Below are 20413 nucleotides of genomic sequence, written 5' to 3'. Positions count from 1 at the left end.
CTTATTACTCCAGAAAAGGGTTATTTTTGATAGGCTCTATTGTGCCGTGAGATGCGATGGAAAGCTCCTTAGGCTATAAATGAAGGTTTGGGCCGCTTTCGTGTTGCACCGCAACACAGAATTATCAATGAATTCATCGATTTAGGTAATGATGTTAGCTTGATAGCTAATAGCTTAGTAAAACAGGCTCTAGTACATTAGCTCATCTATTGCTTTTTTCCTTTGGATTCAATGACTAAAGTTGGGTATATCTATTTAATTGACGATGATGAGTCTATGCGGGTGTCACTGTCTCGTATGTTGCGAGATCTTGGTTACCTGGTTGAGGACTACGCATCGGCCAAAGGATTTCTAGAAAAGTCTGCACCAGTTTCACCTGCAGTCATTCTGTTGGATATGCAAATGCCAGACATGACAGGCCTAGATTTGCAGGAACAGCTTCTCAAAATTGGTCGTAAGACACCCATTGTGTTCGTAAGTGGTCAAAGTCACCCGCACCAAATCGTTCAGAGTCTCAAGAAAGGGGCTCTTGACTTCTTATTTAAGCCATTCAATCTAGAAGAATTGTTAAAGGCAGTAGCCGATGCAATTGATTTTGATGGTCGCCAACTCAAACGTGTCTCAATGGATGTTGAGACCAAGAGGGATTATGAAAGTCTGACCCCTAGGGAGCGAGAGGTCTGTGCTTGGTTGGTTGCGGGGCTTTTAAACAAGGATATTGCTGTTAAGCTAGGCACTACAGATGCCACAATTAAGGTGCATAAAGCCAGGGTGATGGATAAGATGCATGTGGATTCTGTTCAGACTTTGGTGAAGAAGTACTTAGAATCGGATTTGGAAAATCATCCCTTATCTAAATCATTCGCTATATAGATAGTTGCTAAATGGACAATTACTTTTGCGCTATTTTGGTATTAGTATCAGATTTATAACTCATAAATGAGACAGACGCTAAGTTGTGAGTACACAGATTAAGCTTCCGGAGATAAAAAAAGAGGCCTTTCAGCGGGCTAGAGAAAATCTTGGTTTAAGCACCAAAGATTTATCTGTCATGGCATGTCTCTCAGTTCGCCAGATTGAGCAACTTGAGAGTGGTGAATCTGGTTCTTTCTATGGCCCACAGATTAAATTAACTGCCGCTAAAAAGGTGGCTGGACTACTGAAGCTGTCTGAAGAGGATGCTTTTGATTTTATGGGTGTGGCGCCTGAAGAAAAAATAGCCCCTGAAAATATGGTGGAACAGACTAAGCCGGTTGTCGTGCCTGAAGAAAAAAAATCAGAACCAGCTAAACCGGTGGAAGACAAAATCCCTGAGGAGAAAATAGAGCCTCAGCAAACTATTTCAGTGCATGAGCAAAACTCAGAGTCATCAAATGTTGTGACTGTTGAAGCCTCGGCAAAGAATCCTAAGAAAAAATTATTCGTCTTATTGAGTATTGCTGTAGCAATTACGTTTTCCGTGGTCAACTTACGCCCACTATTCTTTCCGGAAGTGGTGAAGGAAGAAATTGTCGTAATTCAAGAGACGCCCGCTAATCCTGCGTCTGAGGCTACCACTGACGCTAAGCCCATTACACCGCTAACACCGGAGCCCACTGTCGCTGCAGCGCCTGTAGCTGCTTCCGCCCCAGCGGTTTCTGCTGAGTGCCCGCCTATTGAATCAGCTGCAGTGAGTTATAAGGTAGATGCTCCCAGAAAAGCAGGTGATATGGTCTATTTGCAATCAAAGACTGCGCAGACTGTTTGTGTCGTCGATGCTAGTGGCAAGACTCAAAATAAAACCCTAGAGCCAGGAGTGGGGGTAAGTATTTACGGTAAGCCACCATTGAAGGTATTAACTTCAGGACAAACTCCGGTGGATATGTATTATCAAGGCGCGAGAGTGCGCCTATCCAATATTACAGCCAAGACAATTGTTTTGGAGCCGGCCGAGATTACTCAGCCTGCCCCTCCAGCCGATACTCAGCCCCGTTAACTTTTAAAAAGATGTGCTGAGATTAAAAAAGCAGTTTTTATACCGCTGCTTCGTTTGTTTCGCCAGTGCGAATACGAATGACTTGCTCAACTGCGGTAACGAAAATTTTACCGTCACCAATTTTTCCAGTGTGAGCTGCTTTTGTAATAGCTTCAATAGCTGCTTCCACGCGATCGCCTGGAACAACGGCCTCAACCTTTACCTTAGGCAAAAAGTCGACGACATATTCAGCGCCACGATAGAGTTCGGTATGACCTTTTTGACGGCCAAAGCCTTTTACTTCGGTCACGGTCAGGCCGGTAACACCTACTTCAGCCAAGGCTTCACGAACTTCGTCGAGCTTGAATGGTTTGATGATTGATGTAATGAGTTTCATGTATTTCCCCCTAGTAAGGTAATCATACCTAGAACTAGAAAGGAGTGCCAAATTTGGCCCTACTCAGCAAATTAGGCTCTAAATTGAGATGTAATGGGGTAGCGCCAGTCACGACCAAATGCGCGGGTGGTCACGCGGACGCCGGGAGGGGCTTGGCGGCGCTTATATTCATTGAGCTTAATGAGGCGGGTAACCTTTTCAACGCTCTGTGCATCAAAGCCATCAGCAATGATTTGGGCGATCGATTGATTCTGCTCCATATAGCGCTCTACAATGCCATCGAGAACCTCATAGGGGGGCAGGCTGTCTTGGTCTTTTTGATCGGGACGCAATTCTGCAGAAGGGGCGCGTGTCAAGATGCGTTCTGGAATGACAGGTGCAAGACTATTGCGATAAGCACAAAGTCTATATACCAAGGTTTTAGCAATATCTTTAATGACCGCAAATCCGCCAGCCATATCGCCATATAAAGTGCAGTAACCAACCGCCATCTCACTCTTGTTGCCGGTAGTGAGTACAAGGCGTCCAGTTTTGTTAGAAAGTGCCATGAGCATCGTGCCACGCACACGAGCTTGAATATTCTCTTCGGTGGCGTCGACCTTCATGCCCTTAAATTGTTCTGCTAAAGATTGCTCCAAAGCATCAACAGGACCGCTAATCGGAATCTCGTCATATTGAACGTCCAGGTTCTTGGCCAACTCACGAGCATCAATCCAAGATATATCGGCTGTATAGCGTGAGGCCATCATCACGGCGCGTACTTTGTCTGCCCCAAGGGCATCGACTGCTACAGCTAACACTAAAGCCGAATCTACGCCTCCTGAGAGCCCAATAATCACACCAGGAAAACGGTTCTTATTGACGTAATCGCGCACGCCTAAAACTAAGGCCTGGTAAGCCTGCGCCTCAACACTTTGTGGTGGAGCAATTAAACCCTTTTCGAGCTCGCCTGTTGCGGTGACATCGACCATCCCGAGGCCAGTTTCAAACTGGGGCATGGACATAACGACTTCACTATTTTTATTTAAGGCAAATGATCCACCATCAAAGACCAATTCATCTTGACCGCCTACTGCATTGACATAAACCAAAGGCATTTTGGTTTGATCGATATGCCCACGCAACACATCGATGCGCAGCGCTTCTTTTTTCAGGTGATAGGGCGAGGCATTGGGAACTAGCAGAATTTGCGCACCAGCAGCGTGAGCTTGTTTAGCAGGTCCAGGATGCCAAGCATCCTCACACAGAATCAAACCATATTGAATGCTGTCACATTCAAAGACGCAGGCTTGATTGCCTGGCACGAAGTAGCGTACCTCATCAAATACTTCATGATTCGGTAGCTCTTGTTTGGCATAGCCTGCTACGACTTTGCCATTGCACAAAACAGATGCATAGTTCTGTAAGCCTGCAAGAGTTTGTTTGGGGTGACCTACGATGACGGTGAGGTCAACATAGCCTGCCAGCTCTTTCATCAAGAGCTCGAGCTGTTGCTCGGCTGCTTGAATAAAAGCAGGGCGTAGTAATAAGTCTTCTGGTGGGTAACCGGTAAGAGATAGCTCAGGTGTAACTACGAGCTTAGCGCCTTGATTAAAGGCCTCTAGAGCGGCTTTGTGAATCAGTTGAGCGTTACCAGCCAGATCGCCCAGTAACGGGTTCATTTGGGCTAGGGCAATTTTCTGTGCGCTCACTCCGAATCACAAGGCCTTTATGAATAACAATCTAAATTAAGCGTGCTCTTTGTTATAGCGCTCAATACCCTCAAGAATTTCTTTATGAGCATCAGCAACGCCACCCCAACCTCTAACTTTTACCCACTTTCCTTTTTCAAGATCCTTATAGTGCTCGAAAAAGTGTTGGATCTGATTTAAGCGCAATGGGTTCATATCTTCTGGTTTTTGCCAGTGGGTATAGATTGGCAAAATTTTATCTTCTGGAACAGCCAATAATTTAGCGTCTTCACCACCTTCATCTTCCATTTGCAATAAACCAATCGCACGGCAAGAAACAACTACACCTGGAATCAGTGGAAATGGAGTAATGACCAGAACGTCAACAGGGTCGCCATCACCAGCGATGGTTTTGTTGATGTAGCCATAGTTACACGGATAGTGCATCGCAGTGCCCATAAATCGGTCAACAAAAATTGCGCCAGACTCTTTATCCACTTCGTACTTCACTGGATCAGCGTTCATTGGGATTTCAATAATGACGTTGAAGCTTTCAGGGATCTTTTTACCTGGCTTAACTTTGTCGAGACTCATAAATACTCCGAATAAAGATTAGTAAATACCCTGATCCTAGGACGAGGGAGCAGGGGTGATTCTGTTACATACTGATACAGCTTAAAGACATAGTTTAAAGCTTTCGCAAACTAGGCCTACCTAAGCGCTAGTAATACAAAACAATAAAGATTAACTATAGGGAGTTCAAGCATGAGTAATGTCACTTTAGGCTTGTATTTTGCCTTGGCATGCGGTGTCCTGGCCGTGATTTACGGTTTTGTGATGCGCGGCTGGATTTTGAAGCAAAGTACGGGCAACGCCAAGATGCAAGAGATTGCGGAGGCGATTCAACAGGGTGCAGCAGCCTATCTATCGCGCCAATATAAAACGATTGCCGTAGTAGGAGTGGTCCTCACCATTCTGATGGCACTCTTTTTAGATTTTGCAACGGCGATTGGCTTTGTTGTTGGTGCAGTTCTTTCTGGAGCCTGTGGCTTTATTGGTATGAATGTTTCTGTACGTGCAAACGTACGGACTGCTGAAGCTGCTACCAAGGGAATGAACGAAGCTTTGAACGTTGCATTCAAAGGCGGTGCGATTACTGGTATGTTGGTAGTTGGCCTTGGACTATTAGGTGTTGGTCTGTTTTTCATGTTCCTGGTCTCAATTGGTGCAGGGCAAGACCTATCTTCCGTATTGCATCCTCTAATTGGTTTGGCATTCGGCTCATCATTAATTTCCATCTTCGCGCGCTTAGGTGGTGGCATCTTTACTAAAGGTGCAGACGTTGGTGCAGACTTGGTTGGTAAGGTTGAAGCAGGTATTCCGGAAGATGATCCACGTAATCCTGCGGTGATTGCAGATAACGTTGGCGATAACGTTGGCGACTGTGCTGGTATGGCGGCTGACTTATTTGAAACCTACGCTGTGACATTGATTGCAACGATGGTGCTTGGCTCCTTAATGGTTACTGGTGCTCCAGTGGCTGCGATCATCTATCCATTGGTGCTTGGTGGTGTATCGATTATTGCTTCGATCATTGGTTGCTCTTTTGTTAAAGCAACCCCTGGTATGAAGAATGTGATGCCTGCTCTGTATAAGGGCTTAATCATTGCTGGTGGTTTATCACTCGTTGCTTTCTATTTCGTGACCAATATCATCATGCCGGATGATGCACTGGGTATTCCAGGTAGTCAGTGGCGTTTATTTGGCGCAACGATTGTTGGTCTCTTGCTGACTGCTGCATTGGTATGGATTACCGAGTACTACACCGGTACTCAGTTCAAGCCAGTACAGCATATTGCTGAAGCTTCAACCAAAGGTCATGGCACCAACATTATTGCTGGTTTAGGTATCTCGATGAAGTCGACTGCTTACCCAGTATTGTTTGTTTGTGCAGCAATTTATGCAGCCTATTGGCTAGCTGGTTTATATGGCATTGCGATTGCGGCTACCTCCATGTTGTCAATGGCCGGTATCGTAGTTGCACTTGATGCGTACGGCCCTATTACCGATAACGCTGGTGGTATTGCTGAGATGGCAGGCTTGCCACAAGCGGTGCGTGATATTACCGATCCGTTAGATGCAGTAGGTAACACTACGAAAGCGGTGACTAAAGGCTACGCTATTGGTTCTGCTGGTTTGGCTTCATTAGTGCTTTTTGCTGACTACACCCATGCTTTAGAGGGTATTGGTCAACAAGTGTCTTTTGATCTCTCTAATCACATGGTGATCATTGGCCTATTTATCGGCGGCATGATTCCTTACTTGTTTGGTGCGATGGCGATGGAGGCGGTCGGTCGTTGTGCTGGCGCAGTAGTGGAAGAGGTGCGTCGTCAGTTCCGTGATATCCCAGGAATCATGGAAGGTACTTCTAAGCCTGAATACGGCAAAGCAGTAGACATGCTCACTTCTGCAGCGATCAAGGAAATGATTGTTCCTTCCTTGCTCCCTGTAGTTGCACCAATCGTGGTTGGTCTCTTATTAGGACCTGCTGCGTTGGGCGGCTTACTCATGGGTACGATCGTGACTGGTTTGTTTGTAGCGATCTCAATGTGTACAGGTGGTGGTGCTTGGGACAATGCTAAGAAATATATCGAAGAAGGTAACTTCGGTGGCAAAGGCTCTGAGGCACATAAGGCTGCTGTGACTGGTGATACTGTAGGCGATCCCTACAAAGACACTGCAGGCCCTGCTGTAAACCCACTCATTAAGATCATCAACATCGTGGCATTACTTATCGTGCCGCTCTTGCCGGTGATCTCACGTTAAGAGTCCAAGAAGTAGTAATGTAAATAAGCAATTCAAGGTAACAAATAAAAACGCCTAGCAATGCTAGGCGTTTTTGCTACCAAAGAATTTAAAACGAAGTGCTTATTCCAAAGTTTCCAAGTAACGCTGCGCATCTAATGCAGCCATACAACCTGTACCTGCACTGGTAATGGCTTGACGGTAAATATGGTCTTGAACATCGCCAGCAGCAAACACACCAGGGATATTGGTAGCTGTGGCATTGCCCTCAAGTCCTGAGTGTGTCTTGAGGTAGCCGTTATTCATATCAAGCTGACCAACAAAGAGTTCAGTGTTCGGTTTGTGACCAATCGCAATGAATGCGCCAGTTACAGCAATATCTTCAGTGCTGCCATCTTGTTTTTTGATGCGCACACCAGTAACGCCTTTTTCATCACCGAGAACTTCATCGAGAGTGGAGTTTAATTTCAATTCGACTTTACCTTCGGCGACTTTAGCCATCAGGCGATCATTCAGAATGGGTTCAGCACGGAATTTATCGCGACGATGAATCACGGTGACTTTTTTGCAAATGCCGGTCAGGTAGAGTGCTTCTTCAACGGCTGTGTTGCCGCCACCAACTACACACACATCTTGATTGCGATAGAAAAAACCATCACAAGTTGCGCAACCAGAAACACCGCGACCCATAAATGCTTCTTCACTTGGCAAACCAATGTACTGAGCAGATGCGCCAGTACAAATGATGAGTGCATCGCAGGTATAAGTTCCAGAATCACCAACGAGGCGAATAGGCTTCTCTTTTAGAGCTGCCGTATGAATGTGGTCAAAAATGATTTCTGTATTAAAGCGCTCAGCATGCTTTAAAAAGCGATCCATGAGCTCAGGACCTTGGACGCCATCAGCATCTGCTGGCCAGTTCTCTACGTCAGTGGTGGTCATTAATTGACCCCCTTGAGCCAATCCAGTAATGAGGGTAGGCTTTAAATTGGCTCGGGCAGCATAGACTGCAGCGGTGTAGCCAGCAGGGCCGGATCCGAGGATGAGAACTTTGGAGTGTTTTGGGGTATTTGTAGTCATAACCAAATTATAGATTTGCTTGTTTACAATCAGTAGAACATGGCGAGAACCGTATACCCGAAGTCCCAATTACCCCAGCCCCCAGATAATGGCGGGCAGGGCCGGATGCCCCGCCTACTGCTAGAGGCGCGCTGGTTCATTTCCCTCGGTTTGTGCCTTGGGCTATTTGCCATATTGCTGACGTATTCCAAGGCAGATCCTGCTTGGTCCCATGCCAGTTTTGAGGCCCCCAAGAACCTAGGCGGTCGTTTTGGGGCTTATTTAGCCGATTTAATGTTGTATATCTTTGGGATCTCTGCCTTTTGGTGGGTAGTTTTATTTGGACGCCGTGTCCTCAATGGCTGGCGTGAGCTCTGGAGCATTCCTTTGCCCCCAGATCCAGAGGCTAAGCCTGACTCCTTAGTAATGCGCTGGTTGGGCTTTGGCCTGACCTTGGTCTGCAGTATGGGTCTTGAGTCCATTCGGATGCATTCCTTGTCCTGGGAGCTTCCACGGCCGCCTGGTGGCATTTTGGGCGAGTTGATTGGCGATCCTCTGCAAATGTCCTTAGGTTTTACTGGCGCAACCTTGGTTCTCCTATTTGGTCTTTGTTCAGGCCTTTCTTTATTTCTGCACTTTTCTTGGTTAGATGTTGCGGAAAAAGTAGGTCGCTTCATCGAGGTGAGTTTTCACCGCATCCGCGAGCGTCGCGATAGCGAAGAAGATCGCAAGCTGGGCGAGGCTGCTGCTGAAGAGCGTGAAGAGTTTGTAGAAGAGATTCGGGGGCGCGTTGAAGTTGCAGCACCTGTTCAGATTGTGCGTGCACCAGTAGAGATACCAAAGAGCGTACGTGTTGAGCGTGAGAAACAGCAACCACTATTTGTCGATATTCCTGATTCAGAATTACCACCGTTGGCTTTGCTTGACCCAGTTCCAGAAGCAAAAGAAACCATCTCTGCTGATGTCTTAGAGTTCACCTCTCGCTTGATCGAGCGCAAGTTAGCAGAATTTAATGTTCAAGTCACTGTCATTGCTGCTTACCCTGGACCAGTGGTTACACGTTATGAGATTGATCCAGCCGTTGGTGTGAAGGGTAGCCAGATTGTGAATCTATCACGTGACTTAGCACGCTCACTGGGCGTGGTGAGTATGCGTGTTGTAGAAACCATTCCAGGTAAAACTTGCATGGCTTTGGAATTACCAAACCCAACACGTCAATCGGTTTACTTGTCAGAGATTCTGACTTCACAGGTTTACAACGATAACCATTCATTACTTACCCTTGCATTGGGTAAAGATATTTCTGGCAGTCCAATGGTGGCTGATTTGGCAAAGATGCCCCACTGCTTGGTAGCAGGTACGACTGGTGCTGGTAAGTCGGTTGGTATCAATGCCATGATTTTGTCGTTACTCTTTAAAGCAAAGCCTGATGAAGTGCGTTTGATCATGATTGATCCGAAGATGCTCGAGATGGCTATCTACGACAAGATCCCTCATCTGCTGTGTCCAGTGGTGACAGATATGAAGCAGGCCTATAACGCTCTGAATTGGGCCGTTAATGAGATGGAACGCCGCTACAAACTGATGAGTAAGTTTGGTGTGCGTAACCTAGCTGGCTTTAATAAGAAAATTCTCGAGGCAGAAGAGAAGGGTGAGAAGCTCACTAATCCATTTAGCTTGACTCCAGATGATCCTGAGCCAATCTATAAAGCACCAGTTATCGTCATCATCATTGATGAATTGGCAGACTTGATGATGGTCTCTGGCAAGAAGATTGAAGAGCTTATTGCGCGTATTGCACAAAAAGCCCGTGCTGCGGGTATTCATTTGGTGTTGGCAACGCAACGTCCAAGCGTGGATGTCATCACTGGTTTGATTAAAGCCAATGTCCCTACACGCATTTCTTTCCAAGTTAGTAGCAAGATTGATAGCCGTACGATTTTGGATCAGCAAGGCGCGGAAGCATTACTAGGTATGGGCGACATGCTTTACATGGCTCCTGGTACTGGCTTGCCTGTTCGTGTACATGGTGCATTTGTATCCGACGATGAAGTCCATCGAGTTGTTGAATGGCTTAAAGAGAAAGGCGAAGCCAATTACATCGACGGCGTGCTCGAGGGCGCTGATGAATCCAATATCGATGCACTCACTGGCGAGAGTGGTGGCGAAGCTGACCCACTCTATGATCAAGCTGTAGCCATCGTTCTAGAAAACAAACGACCATCGATTTCTTTAGTGCAGCGTCACTTACGTATAGGCTATAACCGTGCAGCACGCCTCTTAGAGGATATGGAAAAAGCTGGTCTTGTATCGAAGATGGGTAACGGCGGCAATCGCGAGATTTTGCATCGTCCTTCAGAGTAGGAAGCATCTTGCAACGATTCTTATCTGCGGTAACGATTCAATTTGCTTTAGGCATTGCAACGATCGTATTTTCCGGCGCTGCAGTCTCACAGGGCGAGAGTGGCTCAGAGCAGTTGCGTCAATTCGTACGGAATTCTAAAACTGCTGAAGGTGATTTTGTACAGCAGCAGTTACGTGCACCTAAAGTAAGTGAATCGCAAAACAAAGACTTTAAAGTCGTTCGTCAAACGCAAGGCCATTTTGTATTTCAGCGTCCCGGACGTTTTGTGTGGGATACCCAAAAGCCGTATGAGCAAAAGCTCATTGCCAATGGCAATCAACTGATCTTGTGGGACAAAGATTTAAATCAAGCAACTTTCCGTCCTTCAGGACAAGCGCTTGCATCAACGCCAGCGGCCATCCTGTTTGGCGAATCTTCTTTAGATCAACACTTTGATTTAATTGAAGGCGAAGAGCGTTCTGGTATGAAGTGGGTAGGCTTAGCTCCCAAAAGTGACCCCAATGCTAAGAAGCAAAACGATTTGCCCTATACCAAGATTTCGATTGGCATGGCCAACGGGCTACCAAAAGCGCTTGAGCTAATCGATGGATTGGGAAGTGTGGTGTTGGTCACCCTGGATAAGATCCAGATCAACGTCAATTTGCCTGTTAATCGCTTCAATTTCACACCACCAGCCGGGGCTGAAGTCTTACGCTTAAACTAGAGCCTCAATTTAAAACTCGAGCAATATATGATTGATCCGCAATTACTCCGTAAAGATATCGCTGCAGTAGCGGCCCGTTTGGCTACTCGTAAATACCAGCTTGATGTTGAGAAATTCAACACCCTAGAGTCTGAGCGCAAGTCTTTGCAAACTCGTACAGAAGAATTGCAAGCAAAACGCAATCAATTATCCAAAGCCATTGGTATGAAAAAAGGCAAAGGCGAAGATGCCTCTGCTGAGATGGCTGAAGTAGCTCAAGTCAATTCCGATATGGAATCGGGCGCAGCACGTCTAGCAGTCTTGCAGGCAGAGATATCTGATTTCTTGATGGGTATTCCGAATTTGCCAGATGAGTCTGTCCCGACTGGTAAAGATGAAACTGAAAATAAGGAGATCAAACGCTGGGGTGAAGAGCCCATCTTTGATTTTGAGATCAAAGACCACGTTGACCTTGGTGGTCCGCTCGGATTGGATTTTGAAGTAGCCGCCAAAATTAGTGGCTCACGTTTTGTTGTGCTTAAAGGACCGATTGCCAGATTGCATCGCGCTCTAGCGCAGTTCATGATTGATACGCACTCCACCAAACATGGCTACGAAGAGGTCTATGCGCCATACATGGTCAATACAGCCTCCATGCGTGGCACGGGCCAGCTTCCCAAGTTTGAAGAAGACCTCTTCAAGGTTCCTCGCCAAATGGGTGGAGAAGACGGCAATGGCGAATCTAAAACAGAAAACTTCTATCTGATTCCGACTGCAGAAGTCCCTGTCACCAATTTAGTGAGAGATGAGATCGTTAATGCAGATACTTTGCCATTGAAGTTTGTTGCCCATACACCGTGCTTTCGTTCTGAAGCGGGTAGTTATGGTCGTGACGTGCGCGGCATGATTCGTCAGCATCAGTTCGATAAAGTGGAGTTAGTGCAAATCACTAAACCTGAAGATTCAATGCAAGCCCTCGAAGGTTTAACTACTCATGCAGAGAAGATCCTGGAATTACTTGAGTTGCCATATAGAAAAGTGCTGCTCTGTACTGGCGACATGGGTTTTGGAAGCACCAAGACTTATGACTTAGAAGTATGGGTGCCTTCACAAAAGGCTTACCGTGAGATTAGCTCATGCTCCAGCATGGGCGACTTCCAGGCGCGCCGTATGCAAGCTAGATTCAAGTCAGGTCAAGGCAAACCAGAGTTGGTACATACCTTAAATGGTTCTGGCTTAGCAGTGGGTAGAGCATTGGTTGCCTTAATTGAGAACAAGCAACAAGTAGATGGCAGTATCGCTATTCCAAAGGCGCTGCAGCCATACTTGGGTGGCTTAGAAGTACTCAAGCCAATCTAATACCATCAGAAAATTGGGTATACCCAAATGAATAAGCGTTCATTGTTCTCATTCTTGATTGGCTCAGCACTGCTTTCTCAGGGGGCTTTTGCCGCTGGAAAGGTCTATCGCTGTGAAATATTAAGTGATGCCTATATTAAAACGAATGGTGAGCTGGCCATTGTTCAAGATAGCCCGCGAGTTGGTCAAGAATTTGCTGTGATTAAAAAAACAGGCGAAGTGGTTGGGGACGTCATGGATGCCTTGAAGAGTCCAAAGGTGCTTGCTTCAGGAAATGCCAGCAATTCTTATAAAGTGATCTGGACGCAAAAGTCAGCTGGTAAGAACGGAGTTTTTGTTGATTACTTGAGCATCGAAGAGTTTGTAGCCGGCAGTAAGAAGCCATTTGGATTCTTTTCTGGCGGAATGCTCATTACAGGTGTTTGTGAGTAAAAGATCAAAAAGCCATGAATGTGATTGCCGCATTATGGCACCATCAACAGTGCCTTCAGCGGCAATATAGCCGTCCCTTTAAATTAGAATAGTTTTTATTTTTAGATGCGCAGCATTTTTCTCAAGTATTTTGTCTAGGGTGATAAGGGCCTTAGCTTTGAAAGATTTGGCAGCTGCGAGATGAAGTGCATCGCCAGAGCGTAATTTAGATGAGCTATCAAGCACTAGAAGCCCGGCTGAGTAAAAGACTTTATTTTCCATTGGTAGCAATTCAATATCATTCGCGCATATAGCTTCAAAGAGTTTCCAAGCATTTTTGCTCTCTTTGGGAGTAATTTGTCCAGTTCTCTCTTTAATGCTTAATGCGCTGGCAAATTCAGTAAAGGTCCACGTCGATGAGATTAACTTCGCATCTTTGGAGTTCTCGTACCACTTATGGATGGCTGGACTTTTTCCTTCGTGAGTACAAAATCCAACTAATACGCTTGTATCGACATAAAGCATTAGTACCGCGCTCCAGAGCGAAGCTCATCCATTACTGATTTACCCCTTTTCATAGAATCTCTTAACTCCTTAGCCATTTTGGCCAATGTTTTACGATCTAGTTTTTGGGGTCGGATAACTAATGCTCCATCGCTAGATAGGGTAGCTTCAACTCTATCGCCATCTTTCAGTTGAATTTCCTTAATGAAGACTGCAGGAATGCGAAGCGCCAAGCTATTACCCCATTTTGAAATTTGAATATTCATGATGCGCTCCTTTTAAATAGATATACATAAAAGTATATCTATTTTAAGATAGCCAATCTCTTTTGTCAGTAAATCCATAAGTCAATATCAGTTGTATGGATTTGTATATCGCTAGCTATAATGGCCTATCGGTTCGGAGAGGTGGCAGAGTGGTCGAATGTACCTGACTCGAAATCAGGCGTACTGTCAAAGGTACCGAGGGTTCGAATCCCTCCCTCTCCGCCATTCATCAGTACTTTGGACTTGGGTAGACTTGATGAGAAAGATATTTTCCATTCTTGTCCACCTTCACTAAAACCATATCCCCGACGTTAACAACCTTGCCCGTGTAAGCCTGAATATTTACATGGTGCGTTACCAAGATAAGAGGCGTTTTGGGGTTTGCGTTGAGTTGATCTTGAATGAGTTTTTCAAGGTCTTGAGTTTGCTTCTTTTCAAGACTCATGTCATCAAAAAAAGAAGCTAATGCGGGGGAGGTAGTAACAGGTCCCTTATTCAGCAATCTTGCGGTATCAAGGCAACGACACCAAACACTACTGATTACCTTTGCAGTGCTGATGCCTTGGCTACTTAACCACTGTCCAATGATGACGGCTTGTTCTCTGCCTTTGTCGCCTAGATTCCTTTGAGTAGAGCACTTGTCTAATTGATAGCCCGCGGGATCTCCATATCCTGGCGCATCCGCATGGCGCATGAGTAATACATGTTGCCCGTCACTAAGATCATTGGCTAGATTTGTATTTGCACGCAGGGCACCAGTAGCTAGCAATGCACCTACTAATAGAGGGGTAATTATCTTTAGGTATTTCATGGTTTTATGCGTTTTGAGGGCCTCAGTGTATTAAAACTTTAGAACTTGCGCATCCTCCCGTCAATCAATTAAAAGTCCGAGCAGCTAGCTCTGGTTTGTGTCAAACTGACCTAGTTGCTTAACTAGTAATAAATATTACGGAGTCACTCATGAACATCAGAAAAACCCATTTACTTCTTGCCACAGCGGTTGCGGGTCTATTTTCGCTTGTAGCTTGTCAATCCATGGAGCAGGGTACAGGTCAAAAAGCGAGCGCTACCTTAGATTCTAGATCAGGCTCACAGGCCAAGGGTGAGGTCAACTTCACTTGGCAAGGCCATGACGTATTAATAAACGGTAAATTCTCTGGCTTAAAACCCAATTCTGAGCAAGGTTTTCATGTTCATGAAAAAGGGGACTGCTCCGCTCCAGATGCAATGAGCGCTGGCGGACACTTTAATCCTGAGACCAAGATGCATGGCGTGCCTGATAGCGGTATGAATCATGCTGGTGATTTGCCAAACATTAAATCCGATGCCAATGGCAATGCAGTGTATACAGCTAAGTTGCATGGTTTTGCTGTCAATACTGGGCCAACCGGAATTGTTGGTCGCTCGGTAGTTGTTCATAGAGACCCAGATGACTACAAGTCTCAACCTGCAGGTAACTCTGGTCCACGCATTGCTTGTGGCTTGATTAAGTAAATCTTTTAAATCCAAGGGTGCCGGCTAGTGAGCTGGCACCCTTTGTATTTAAGCCTGCTTGCCCAGTTGCTCAAACGCATTGATAAATTGCTCAGGTGGCTGTGCCCCTTGCAATAGATATTGATCATTCAGAATAATTGAGGGCACAGAGTTGATGCCTAAGTTGGTGTAAGTGCTCTCTTCAGTTCTGACCTCTTGAGTAAATTCATCCCCACTGAGAACGTGCCGCGCTCTATTGCAGTCTAGTCCTGCACGACTCACTGCATCAAGAAGGTTTTCTGGATCATCTAGGCTAACTGCTAGGCAAAAATAAGTACTGAGCAATTCTTTCTTTAAGAGCGCCTGCTTCTCGAGATTAAATTCTTTGGCCGCCCAATAGAGAAGGCGATGGGCATTGAAGGTGTTGTAAACCCGTTTCCTACCTTCTGGATGAAACTCAAATCCGGCCTCTAATGCTTTGGCTCGGATATTAGCTTGATTGGCTTTTACTTGCTCTACTGACAAACCATATTTTTCAGTGAGATGTTCAATGGCATCTTGGCCGCCTTGAGGCATCTTTGGATTCAGCTCAAACGGACGGAAATGAACCTCAAAATTGAACTGATCACTCAGCTTTGCCATGGCTTGATTTAAATTGCCAAGGCCTACAGCACACCAAGGGCAGGCAACATCGGATACAAAGTCAATTTTGATGGTCGGTTTCATGGTTTTGATTCTACAGATAATGAGTATGTAAGGTGAATAGGGGGTGTGCAAATCTGATAGAGTAGTTTCTATGAAACTGAATGTTAGCCAATCCTCTATTTTCTTAGTGCTCTGCCTTGCCATCTTATTGTCGGCCTGCTCAACTCCGCCAAGTAGATTTGGTGTGTATCAGCAGTCTGATGGAACGATAGGGGTGCACTCTCCGAAGGATGCTAAAGAGGAAGAGGCTCAGGAAATGGCTCTTGCAGAATGTAAGAAGCTCGGAAAGAGAACTGCAACGATTATCGACAGTCGAAAAACGGTCAATGACCGCTTTCCGATGACGTACAACTATTTATGTAGATAAGACAAGAATGTGATGCTTGGTTTAGCTAAGCAGCCACTTCTTAATGGACTTGTTGACACACATTGCATCTAAAGCAAGGCCAAAAAACTCAGAGCCATTGGTAACCATGCTCTCGATCGCTTCGACCTTGCCTGATTTAATGCCGCGCAAGTAAGTCGCTGCACGGTACCGCAAGAAGTGCTCAGTTTCACCATCTTCATTCTCGGTAGAGCACAGCTCTAGGCTGCCATAGCGTGTTTCAGGATTGATGTTGAGGATAGATAGGCTCAATGCCCCAACTAACTTCTCTGGTACCGGAATAGGCACGTAGGAGTAGAGGGAGATCAGCATTTCTTCTTCATCAACTTCAATAATGTGATCAATATCTAAAACATCTTGCTCGGTTAATTCAGTTTCACCTGAATCGCCACCGCCAAAAGTAGACTCAAACTGCAACATGGCAGTATTGCTACCTTTAGAGATTTCAATCATGTCAGGATAGCCAAGCAAACCTTTCCACCAATACATGAGGGAAAAGGTGCAGGGTTTAACTTCAACTAAACCTTTGCTGGTTGATTTAGCAAAGTAGAGGCCATAAAACTCGTCATCTTTTTCAAGGCCATATTGATCAACCTTGGATGATTTGGCTGCAGGTTTTGCAACAGTCTTTTTGGCCGCTTTCTTTGCTGCTGGTTTCTTAGCCGGTGCTTGTTTAGCAACAGTCTTTTTGGCCGCTTTCTTTGCTGCTGGTTTCACTACCTTTTTCATTGTCTTCTTAGCGGCTACTTTTTTGGTAGCAACCTTCTTAACGACTTTCTTTGTAGGGGCTTTTTTTACCACCTTAGTAGCTACTTTCTTTTTTGCTGTCGACTTCTTTGTAGCCATGGTTTATTACCCTTCTATTTGGTAGTTAATAATGTGCTTCAGCACGTGTTCATATTACTGCAAATTAATTACATTAATAATCAAAGGTATATGGGGTTTTTCCTGTTAATTGCAAGGGTCCCTGTGAAATATAAATATTTCTTAGCTTATTGTTCTCTGGGGTTGGGATTGATACACTGGAATCAGCAGTATTAATAAACCCAGTTACTTCTCAATGAGGAATTCTATGTTTCCAGAATATCGCGAGTTAATTACCAAGTTAAAGACAACAGATCGTCACTTTTCTCATCTCTTTGATAAGCACAATAACTTGGATGCAAAGATTTTGCGCATGGAAGATCATAAAGAGCCGAGCACCCCAGAGGAAATTGAAACTTTGAAAAAAGAAAAATTGCTGCTCAAAGACCAGATTTATGCGGCGCTAAAGAAAGCTAGTGCCAGTTAATGCTGGTCTATTAAGCTTTTTTCAAGAAGCAGGCTTTGAGCAACATATTGCCTGCTTCTGTTTTGCAATCGACTTCATGGTCACCAGAGACCAGGCGAATGCCCTTAATCTTAGTGCCCACTTTTAAGGTTGTTGAAGATCCTTTGACCTTTAGGTCTTTAATGAGGGTAACTGTATCGCCATCCGCAAGTAGATTCCCATTGGCATCTTTCACTATCAACTCAGCTTCTTCCTCTGCTGTAGTAGCCATTGACCACTCATGACCACATTGAGCACAAACATAGTTGACTCCATCAAGGTAGGTCATGTCTTCCTGGCAGGCGGGACATTTTGGTAGGTTATCAGTACTCATAGCCGTCATTTTAGTCTAGCCATATAGAATGAGGCGAAATGAACAAATCACACAAAATCTTTTTAGTAGTAGCGGCAACGGTTTTTGGTATTGGTGCTGTTGGCATCTGGTATGTAGCATCAGGCATTGATCCAGCGCGACTCACCCAGTTACTCAGCTCATCTGTAAAAGAAGCTACTGGCCGTGACTTAAGGATTGCGGGCCCCGTTAGTCTGAAGTTATTTCCAGCCTTGGGTATTACTGCTGAGCAAGTGTCGCTTAGCAATGCATCTTGGGCCGATAAGACGGATATGTTGACGGTCAGGCATGTGGAGCTGGATATCGAAGTACTTCCTCTACTAAAGAAAGAGATTGCATTTAATGCCATTAATCTAAGTGGAGTAGAAGCTCACTTGCAAACGAATCAATCAGGTGATGGGAATTGGGATTTCACGCCACCAGTTTCATTGGGGGGTAGTGCGGGCAATAGTACTCAGTCTGCTGCAAATAGTTCCTCTTCTGATCAAGTCGATCCAGTCGATCCAGTCAGAATCAGGAGTCTGAATATGACTGATGCAAACCTTAGCTATCAGAGTTTTGGTTCAGATCGCACCCTCATTGCAATACCTAAGCTCTCCATCGTTGGTAGAAGTACTAAAACAGAAATATTGGCTCAAGCAAAGTATGCCAACTATCAACTGGAAATGAAAGGCACGACTGGAAATCTTCATGATGCATTGGATGACTGGAGCACCAATTCAGTCAAAATGCCGATCGATTTGAGTCTCATGGTGAATGGAAAAGTATTGAATATCAACGGCCAAATTGATAAGAAGCCGAAATCATTGCCCACCTTTGATCTTCATTTAAGTTCTAAATCATTTGAGCTTGGCCCTTTGGCTGGTAGTGCAGCACTTGCTGGCTCAGGTGGTAAACAAGTCGCCGGTAGCAATTCTAATAAAGCCCAAAGAAAATTTCTTTTTGGTGAAGATGTTTTACCTTTTAATCTATTGCCCCAAGCAAATGGAAAACTAGCAATCAATATCGATGAGCTCAGTTTCCCCGGTCGTGTGCCCATGACTGCTGTTAAAGGAAATGTTGTCTTTGATGGCTCTAATTTTCATGTGAATGATCTTTCTTTTGGTCTTGGCAAGGGAAGTGCTCAAGTGCAAGCTAGCGTCTTGCAATTTCAAGGATTAAACCCAACTTTATCTCTCAAAGGTACGGCTAAGGGCTTCACCCTTGAGCAGCTAATGGATGCAGTTGATTCGGGCACCAAGGTCAAGGACGGAGATGCGGAACTTGCCGTTAATCTACGAAGCTCTGGAACATCTATGCATCAATTAGCTAGCAGGGCAAATGGTGCCATTCAAGTCTCTATAGGCAAGGGAAGCATTGATTCTCAATTTATTAATAAGGGCGGTGATTTGATGATTACCGTAGTTGATGCGATTAATCCCTTACGCAAGAAAACAGACCAAACTATTTTGGAGTGTGCAGTGTTTTACTTGCCAATGAGTAACGGTCAGATTGCCTTAAATAACTCTATTGGAGTAGTCACCGATCGCCTTGACATTGTTCTTTCTGGCTCGATAGACTTAAAAACTGAAACCTTGAATGTCAAGATTGATCCTAGAGAAAAGTCTGGGTTAACAACAGGCGTTAATCTAGCTGGATTGGTAAAACTCCAAGGAACCTTGCTCAATCCTCAGGCTGGGGTGAATAAAGAGGGCGTAGTCAATAGCGCAGTGTCGATCGGCTTAGGAATATTGACAGGTGGCGCAACGATCTTGGCTGAGAATGCTAAATCACTCGCGACCAAGTCGCAACCCTGCAAAGCAGCACTACATCCTTGGCCAGATATTTACCCAGGCGCGAACTAGCTAGTGGCAATCTAGAAAACTAAGCCGCTAACAAATAAACTGAATAATGAAATAAAGATGCTGGCGAAGAATGCGGTCCAGAAGCTGGAGATCGTAAAGCCACTAACAACAGCAGATACCAGCATCAATACCAATGCGTTAACCACCAGCAAGAACAGGCCCATGGTAACCACGGTTAATGGCAGCGTGAGTAGAATCAACAAGGGCTTAATGATTGCGTTAGCAAAACCCAAAACTAGAGCAGCAATCAACAGTGAGCCACTATCTGCAAAGCGGAGGCCGCTAAAGAGATAGCTAGCCACCCATAGAGACAAAGAAGTTAAGCCCCATTGGACTAGAAATAGCGTTAAGTTACTCATGATTGATTCCTTGCTGGTAGTTAATCTGGAATGTTAAAGCGTTTATACAGTAAGCCACCATTAATAATGGGGTGGAATTTCATCTTTCAAGCTGCCACCTCCGCCACCGCTACTGGCCTGCTCTTTAATGGCTTTGAGTTCGCGATACAAAAATTCAATTTGCTGTTGCTGCTTGTAGACGGTCTCATTGAGTTTTTCAATGAGATCCTCGGTAAAGCTCAACTTGATTTCTAGATTGGTGATTCTGTCCTCAGTCATATTACTTGCCCTGTCTATTCGGTAATGAGTTCAAAGCGACCATCTTCCATCTCCGCCTGTGGTCTGATCCAAAAATCATGTGACTGCAGCGATTCGTAGACATAAGCTGGCTCTAAGTTTGCTTCCACATTCGCTAGAAGAACTACTTTATAAAATCCGCCAGTCTTTTTGTGCCTCAATTTTGCGCCGGGCTTGAAGAGACCGTCATCGGGATCAGCCATTTTGGGTTTACTCATAAAACGTACTTTCTCGGTAT

The 20413-nt window shown here is 45.1% G+C and carries 24 protein-coding genes and 1 tRNA gene; 12 read left to right on the top strand and 13 right to left on the bottom strand.

Annotated elements, in window-relative coordinates; all coding sequences use genetic code 11:
• The first annotated feature begins 231 nt into the window (after nucleotides 1-231).
• On the top strand, nucleotides 232-873 hold the full coding sequence (locus tag ICV38_RS06280; RefSeq protein WP_215378424.1) for a response regulator transcription factor: 642 nt from the start codon (nucleotides 232-234) through the stop codon (nucleotides 871-873).
• Between the two features lie 85 nt (nucleotides 874-958).
• The gene (locus ICV38_RS06275; protein ID WP_215378422.1) at nucleotides 959-1975 is read left to right on the top strand and encodes a RodZ family helix-turn-helix domain-containing protein; all 1017 of its coding nucleotides are present in this window, start codon (nucleotides 959-961) and stop codon (nucleotides 1973-1975) included.
• Between the two features lie 37 nt (nucleotides 1976-2012).
• Here the strand turns inward: ICV38_RS06275 and ICV38_RS06270 are convergent, their stop codons facing one another.
• The 3 genes from ICV38_RS06270 to ppa all read right to left on the bottom strand — a co-directional run bounded on the left by ICV38_RS06270 (nucleotide 2013) and on the right by ppa (nucleotide 4615).
• The gene (locus tag ICV38_RS06270; RefSeq protein ID WP_215378421.1) at nucleotides 2013-2351 is read right to left on the bottom strand and encodes a P-II family nitrogen regulator; all 339 of its coding nucleotides are present in this window, start codon (nucleotides 2349-2351) and stop codon (nucleotides 2013-2015) included.
• Between the two features lie 71 nt (nucleotides 2352-2422).
• On the bottom strand, nucleotides 2423-4042 hold the full coding sequence (locus ICV38_RS06265) for an NAD+ synthase (protein WP_215378419.1): 1620 nt from the start codon (nucleotides 4040-4042) through the stop codon (nucleotides 2423-2425).
• 36 nt (nucleotides 4043-4078) lie between these two features.
• Nucleotides 4079-4615, bottom strand: a complete 537-nt coding sequence (ppa, locus tag ICV38_RS06260; protein ID WP_215378417.1) for an inorganic diphosphatase — start codon at nucleotides 4613-4615, stop codon at nucleotides 4079-4081.
• A 171-nt stretch (nucleotides 4616-4786) separates the two neighbouring features.
• On the opposite strand from ppa, the gene ICV38_RS06255 reads away from it, so the two are divergent.
• Nucleotides 4787-6847, top strand: a complete 2061-nt coding sequence (locus ICV38_RS06255; RefSeq protein WP_215378415.1) for a sodium-translocating pyrophosphatase — start codon at nucleotides 4787-4789, stop codon at nucleotides 6845-6847.
• A gap of 102 nt (nucleotides 6848-6949) precedes the next feature.
• Here ICV38_RS06255 and trxB read toward each other — a convergent pair whose 3' ends face one another.
• A complete protein-coding gene (gene trxB, locus ICV38_RS06250; RefSeq protein ID WP_215378413.1) occupies nucleotides 6950-7906 on the bottom strand; it encodes a thioredoxin-disulfide reductase in 957 nt (318 codons plus the stop codon).
• Nucleotides 7907-8011: 105 nt separating this feature from the next.
• On the opposite strand from trxB, the gene ICV38_RS06245 reads away from it, so the two are divergent.
• From ICV38_RS06245 to ICV38_RS06230, 4 genes are read left to right on the top strand one after another with little or no spacing between them, the layout of a single operon-like run.
• Entirely contained in the window at nucleotides 8012-10249 is a 2238-nt protein-coding gene (locus tag ICV38_RS06245) for a DNA translocase FtsK (RefSeq protein ID WP_215378411.1), read from the top strand.
• A gap of 8 nt (nucleotides 10250-10257) precedes the next feature.
• Nucleotides 10258-10953, top strand: coding sequence for an outer membrane lipoprotein carrier protein LolA (locus tag ICV38_RS06240; RefSeq protein WP_215378409.1), 696 nt, complete (start codon nucleotides 10258-10260; stop codon nucleotides 10951-10953).
• Nucleotides 10954-10980: 27 nt separating this feature from the next.
• Nucleotides 10981-12291: a serine--tRNA ligase gene (gene serS, locus ICV38_RS06235; RefSeq protein ID WP_215378408.1), complete on the top strand. Its 1311-nt coding sequence runs from the start codon at nucleotides 10981-10983 to the stop codon at nucleotides 12289-12291.
• A gap of 27 nt (nucleotides 12292-12318) precedes the next feature.
• Nucleotides 12319-12723, top strand: coding sequence for a hypothetical protein (locus ICV38_RS06230; protein WP_215378406.1), 405 nt, complete (start codon nucleotides 12319-12321; stop codon nucleotides 12721-12723).
• A 78-nt stretch (nucleotides 12724-12801) separates the two neighbouring features.
• Here the strand turns inward: ICV38_RS06230 and ICV38_RS06225 are convergent, their stop codons facing one another.
• Together ICV38_RS06225 and ICV38_RS06220 are read right to left on the bottom strand one after the other, a co-directional pair.
• The gene (locus ICV38_RS06225; RefSeq protein ID WP_215378404.1) at nucleotides 12802-13227 is read right to left on the bottom strand and encodes a type II toxin-antitoxin system VapC family toxin; all 426 of its coding nucleotides are present in this window, start codon (nucleotides 13225-13227) and stop codon (nucleotides 12802-12804) included.
• Nucleotides 13227-13472 carry an AbrB/MazE/SpoVT family DNA-binding domain-containing protein gene (locus ICV38_RS06220; protein ID WP_215378402.1) on the bottom strand — a complete coding sequence of 82 codons (246 nt, stop codon included), beginning with the start codon at nucleotides 13470-13472 and terminating at the stop codon, nucleotides 13227-13229. The genes ICV38_RS06225 and ICV38_RS06220 overlap by 1 nt, the downstream gene beginning before the upstream one ends.
• Nucleotides 13473-13607: 135 nt before the next feature.
• Between ICV38_RS06220 and ICV38_RS06215 the strand changes: the two genes are divergently transcribed.
• Nucleotides 13608-13697 (top strand) — tRNA-Ser (locus ICV38_RS06215).
• A gap of 4 nt (nucleotides 13698-13701) precedes the next feature.
• Here the strand turns inward: ICV38_RS06215 and ICV38_RS06210 are convergent.
• Nucleotides 13702-14283 carry a histidine phosphatase family protein gene (locus tag ICV38_RS06210; RefSeq protein ID WP_215378400.1) on the bottom strand — a complete coding sequence of 194 codons (582 nt, stop codon included), beginning with the start codon at nucleotides 14281-14283 and terminating at the stop codon, nucleotides 13702-13704.
• 149 nt (nucleotides 14284-14432) lie between these two features.
• Between ICV38_RS06210 and ICV38_RS06205 the strand changes: the two genes are divergently transcribed.
• Nucleotides 14433-14966 carry a superoxide dismutase family protein gene (locus tag ICV38_RS06205; RefSeq protein WP_215378399.1) on the top strand — a complete coding sequence of 178 codons (534 nt, stop codon included), beginning with the start codon at nucleotides 14433-14435 and terminating at the stop codon, nucleotides 14964-14966.
• A 48-nt stretch (nucleotides 14967-15014) separates the two neighbouring features.
• Here the strand turns inward: ICV38_RS06205 and ICV38_RS06200 are convergent, their stop codons facing one another.
• Nucleotides 15015-15671 (bottom strand): DsbA family oxidoreductase, encoded by a 657-nt coding sequence (locus ICV38_RS06200; protein WP_215378397.1) that lies wholly within the window; start codon nucleotides 15669-15671, stop codon nucleotides 15015-15017.
• A 70-nt stretch (nucleotides 15672-15741) separates the two neighbouring features.
• On the opposite strand from ICV38_RS06200, the gene ICV38_RS06195 reads away from it, so the two are divergent.
• Nucleotides 15742-16017, top strand: a complete 276-nt coding sequence (locus ICV38_RS06195; RefSeq protein WP_215378395.1) for a hypothetical protein — start codon at nucleotides 15742-15744, stop codon at nucleotides 16015-16017.
• 21 nt (nucleotides 16018-16038) lie between these two features.
• Here the strand turns inward: ICV38_RS06195 and ICV38_RS06190 are convergent, their stop codons facing one another.
• Nucleotides 16039-16881 (bottom strand): hypothetical protein, encoded by an 843-nt coding sequence (locus tag ICV38_RS06190; protein ID WP_215378393.1) that lies wholly within the window; start codon nucleotides 16879-16881, stop codon nucleotides 16039-16041.
• 226 nt (nucleotides 16882-17107) lie between these two features.
• On the opposite strand from ICV38_RS06190, the gene ICV38_RS06185 reads away from it, so the two are divergent.
• On the top strand, nucleotides 17108-17326 hold the full coding sequence (locus ICV38_RS06185; RefSeq protein WP_215378392.1) for a YdcH family protein: 219 nt from the start codon (nucleotides 17108-17110) through the stop codon (nucleotides 17324-17326).
• A gap of 10 nt (nucleotides 17327-17336) precedes the next feature.
• Here ICV38_RS06185 and ICV38_RS06180 read toward each other — a convergent pair whose 3' ends face one another.
• A complete protein-coding gene (locus tag ICV38_RS06180) occupies nucleotides 17337-17678 on the bottom strand; it encodes a zinc ribbon domain-containing protein YjdM (RefSeq protein ID WP_215378390.1) in 342 nt (113 codons plus the stop codon).
• Nucleotides 17679-17716: 38 nt separating this feature from the next.
• On the opposite strand from ICV38_RS06180, the gene ICV38_RS06175 reads away from it, so the two are divergent.
• Nucleotides 17717-19540 carry an AsmA family protein gene (locus tag ICV38_RS06175; RefSeq protein WP_215378388.1) on the top strand — a complete coding sequence of 608 codons (1824 nt, stop codon included), beginning with the start codon at nucleotides 17717-17719 and terminating at the stop codon, nucleotides 19538-19540.
• 11 nt (nucleotides 19541-19551) lie between these two features.
• On the opposite strand, the gene ICV38_RS06170 is transcribed toward ICV38_RS06175, so the two are convergent.
• From ICV38_RS06170 to ICV38_RS06160, 3 genes are read right to left on the bottom strand one after another with little or no spacing between them, the layout of a single operon-like run.
• On the bottom strand, nucleotides 19552-19902 hold the full coding sequence (locus ICV38_RS06170) for a phage holin family protein (protein ID WP_251368283.1): 351 nt from the start codon (nucleotides 19900-19902) through the stop codon (nucleotides 19552-19554).
• Between the two features lie 57 nt (nucleotides 19903-19959).
• Nucleotides 19960-20157, bottom strand: coding sequence for a SlyX family protein (locus ICV38_RS06165; RefSeq protein ID WP_128112435.1), 198 nt, complete (start codon nucleotides 20155-20157; stop codon nucleotides 19960-19962).
• 14 nt (nucleotides 20158-20171) lie between these two features.
• Nucleotides 20172-20393, bottom strand: a complete 222-nt coding sequence (locus ICV38_RS06160) for a hypothetical protein (RefSeq protein WP_215378385.1) — start codon at nucleotides 20391-20393, stop codon at nucleotides 20172-20174.
• Nucleotides 20394-20413 lie beyond the last annotated feature (20 nt).

Origin of the sequence: Polynucleobacter sp. MG-6-Vaara-E2 (assembly GCF_018687695.1) — a bacterium.
Classification (GTDB): Bacteria; Pseudomonadota; Gammaproteobacteria; order Burkholderiales; family Burkholderiaceae; genus Polynucleobacter.
Note: the sequence above shows the minus strand (reverse complement) of the source record. Positions and strands in the feature narration are given on the sequence as shown.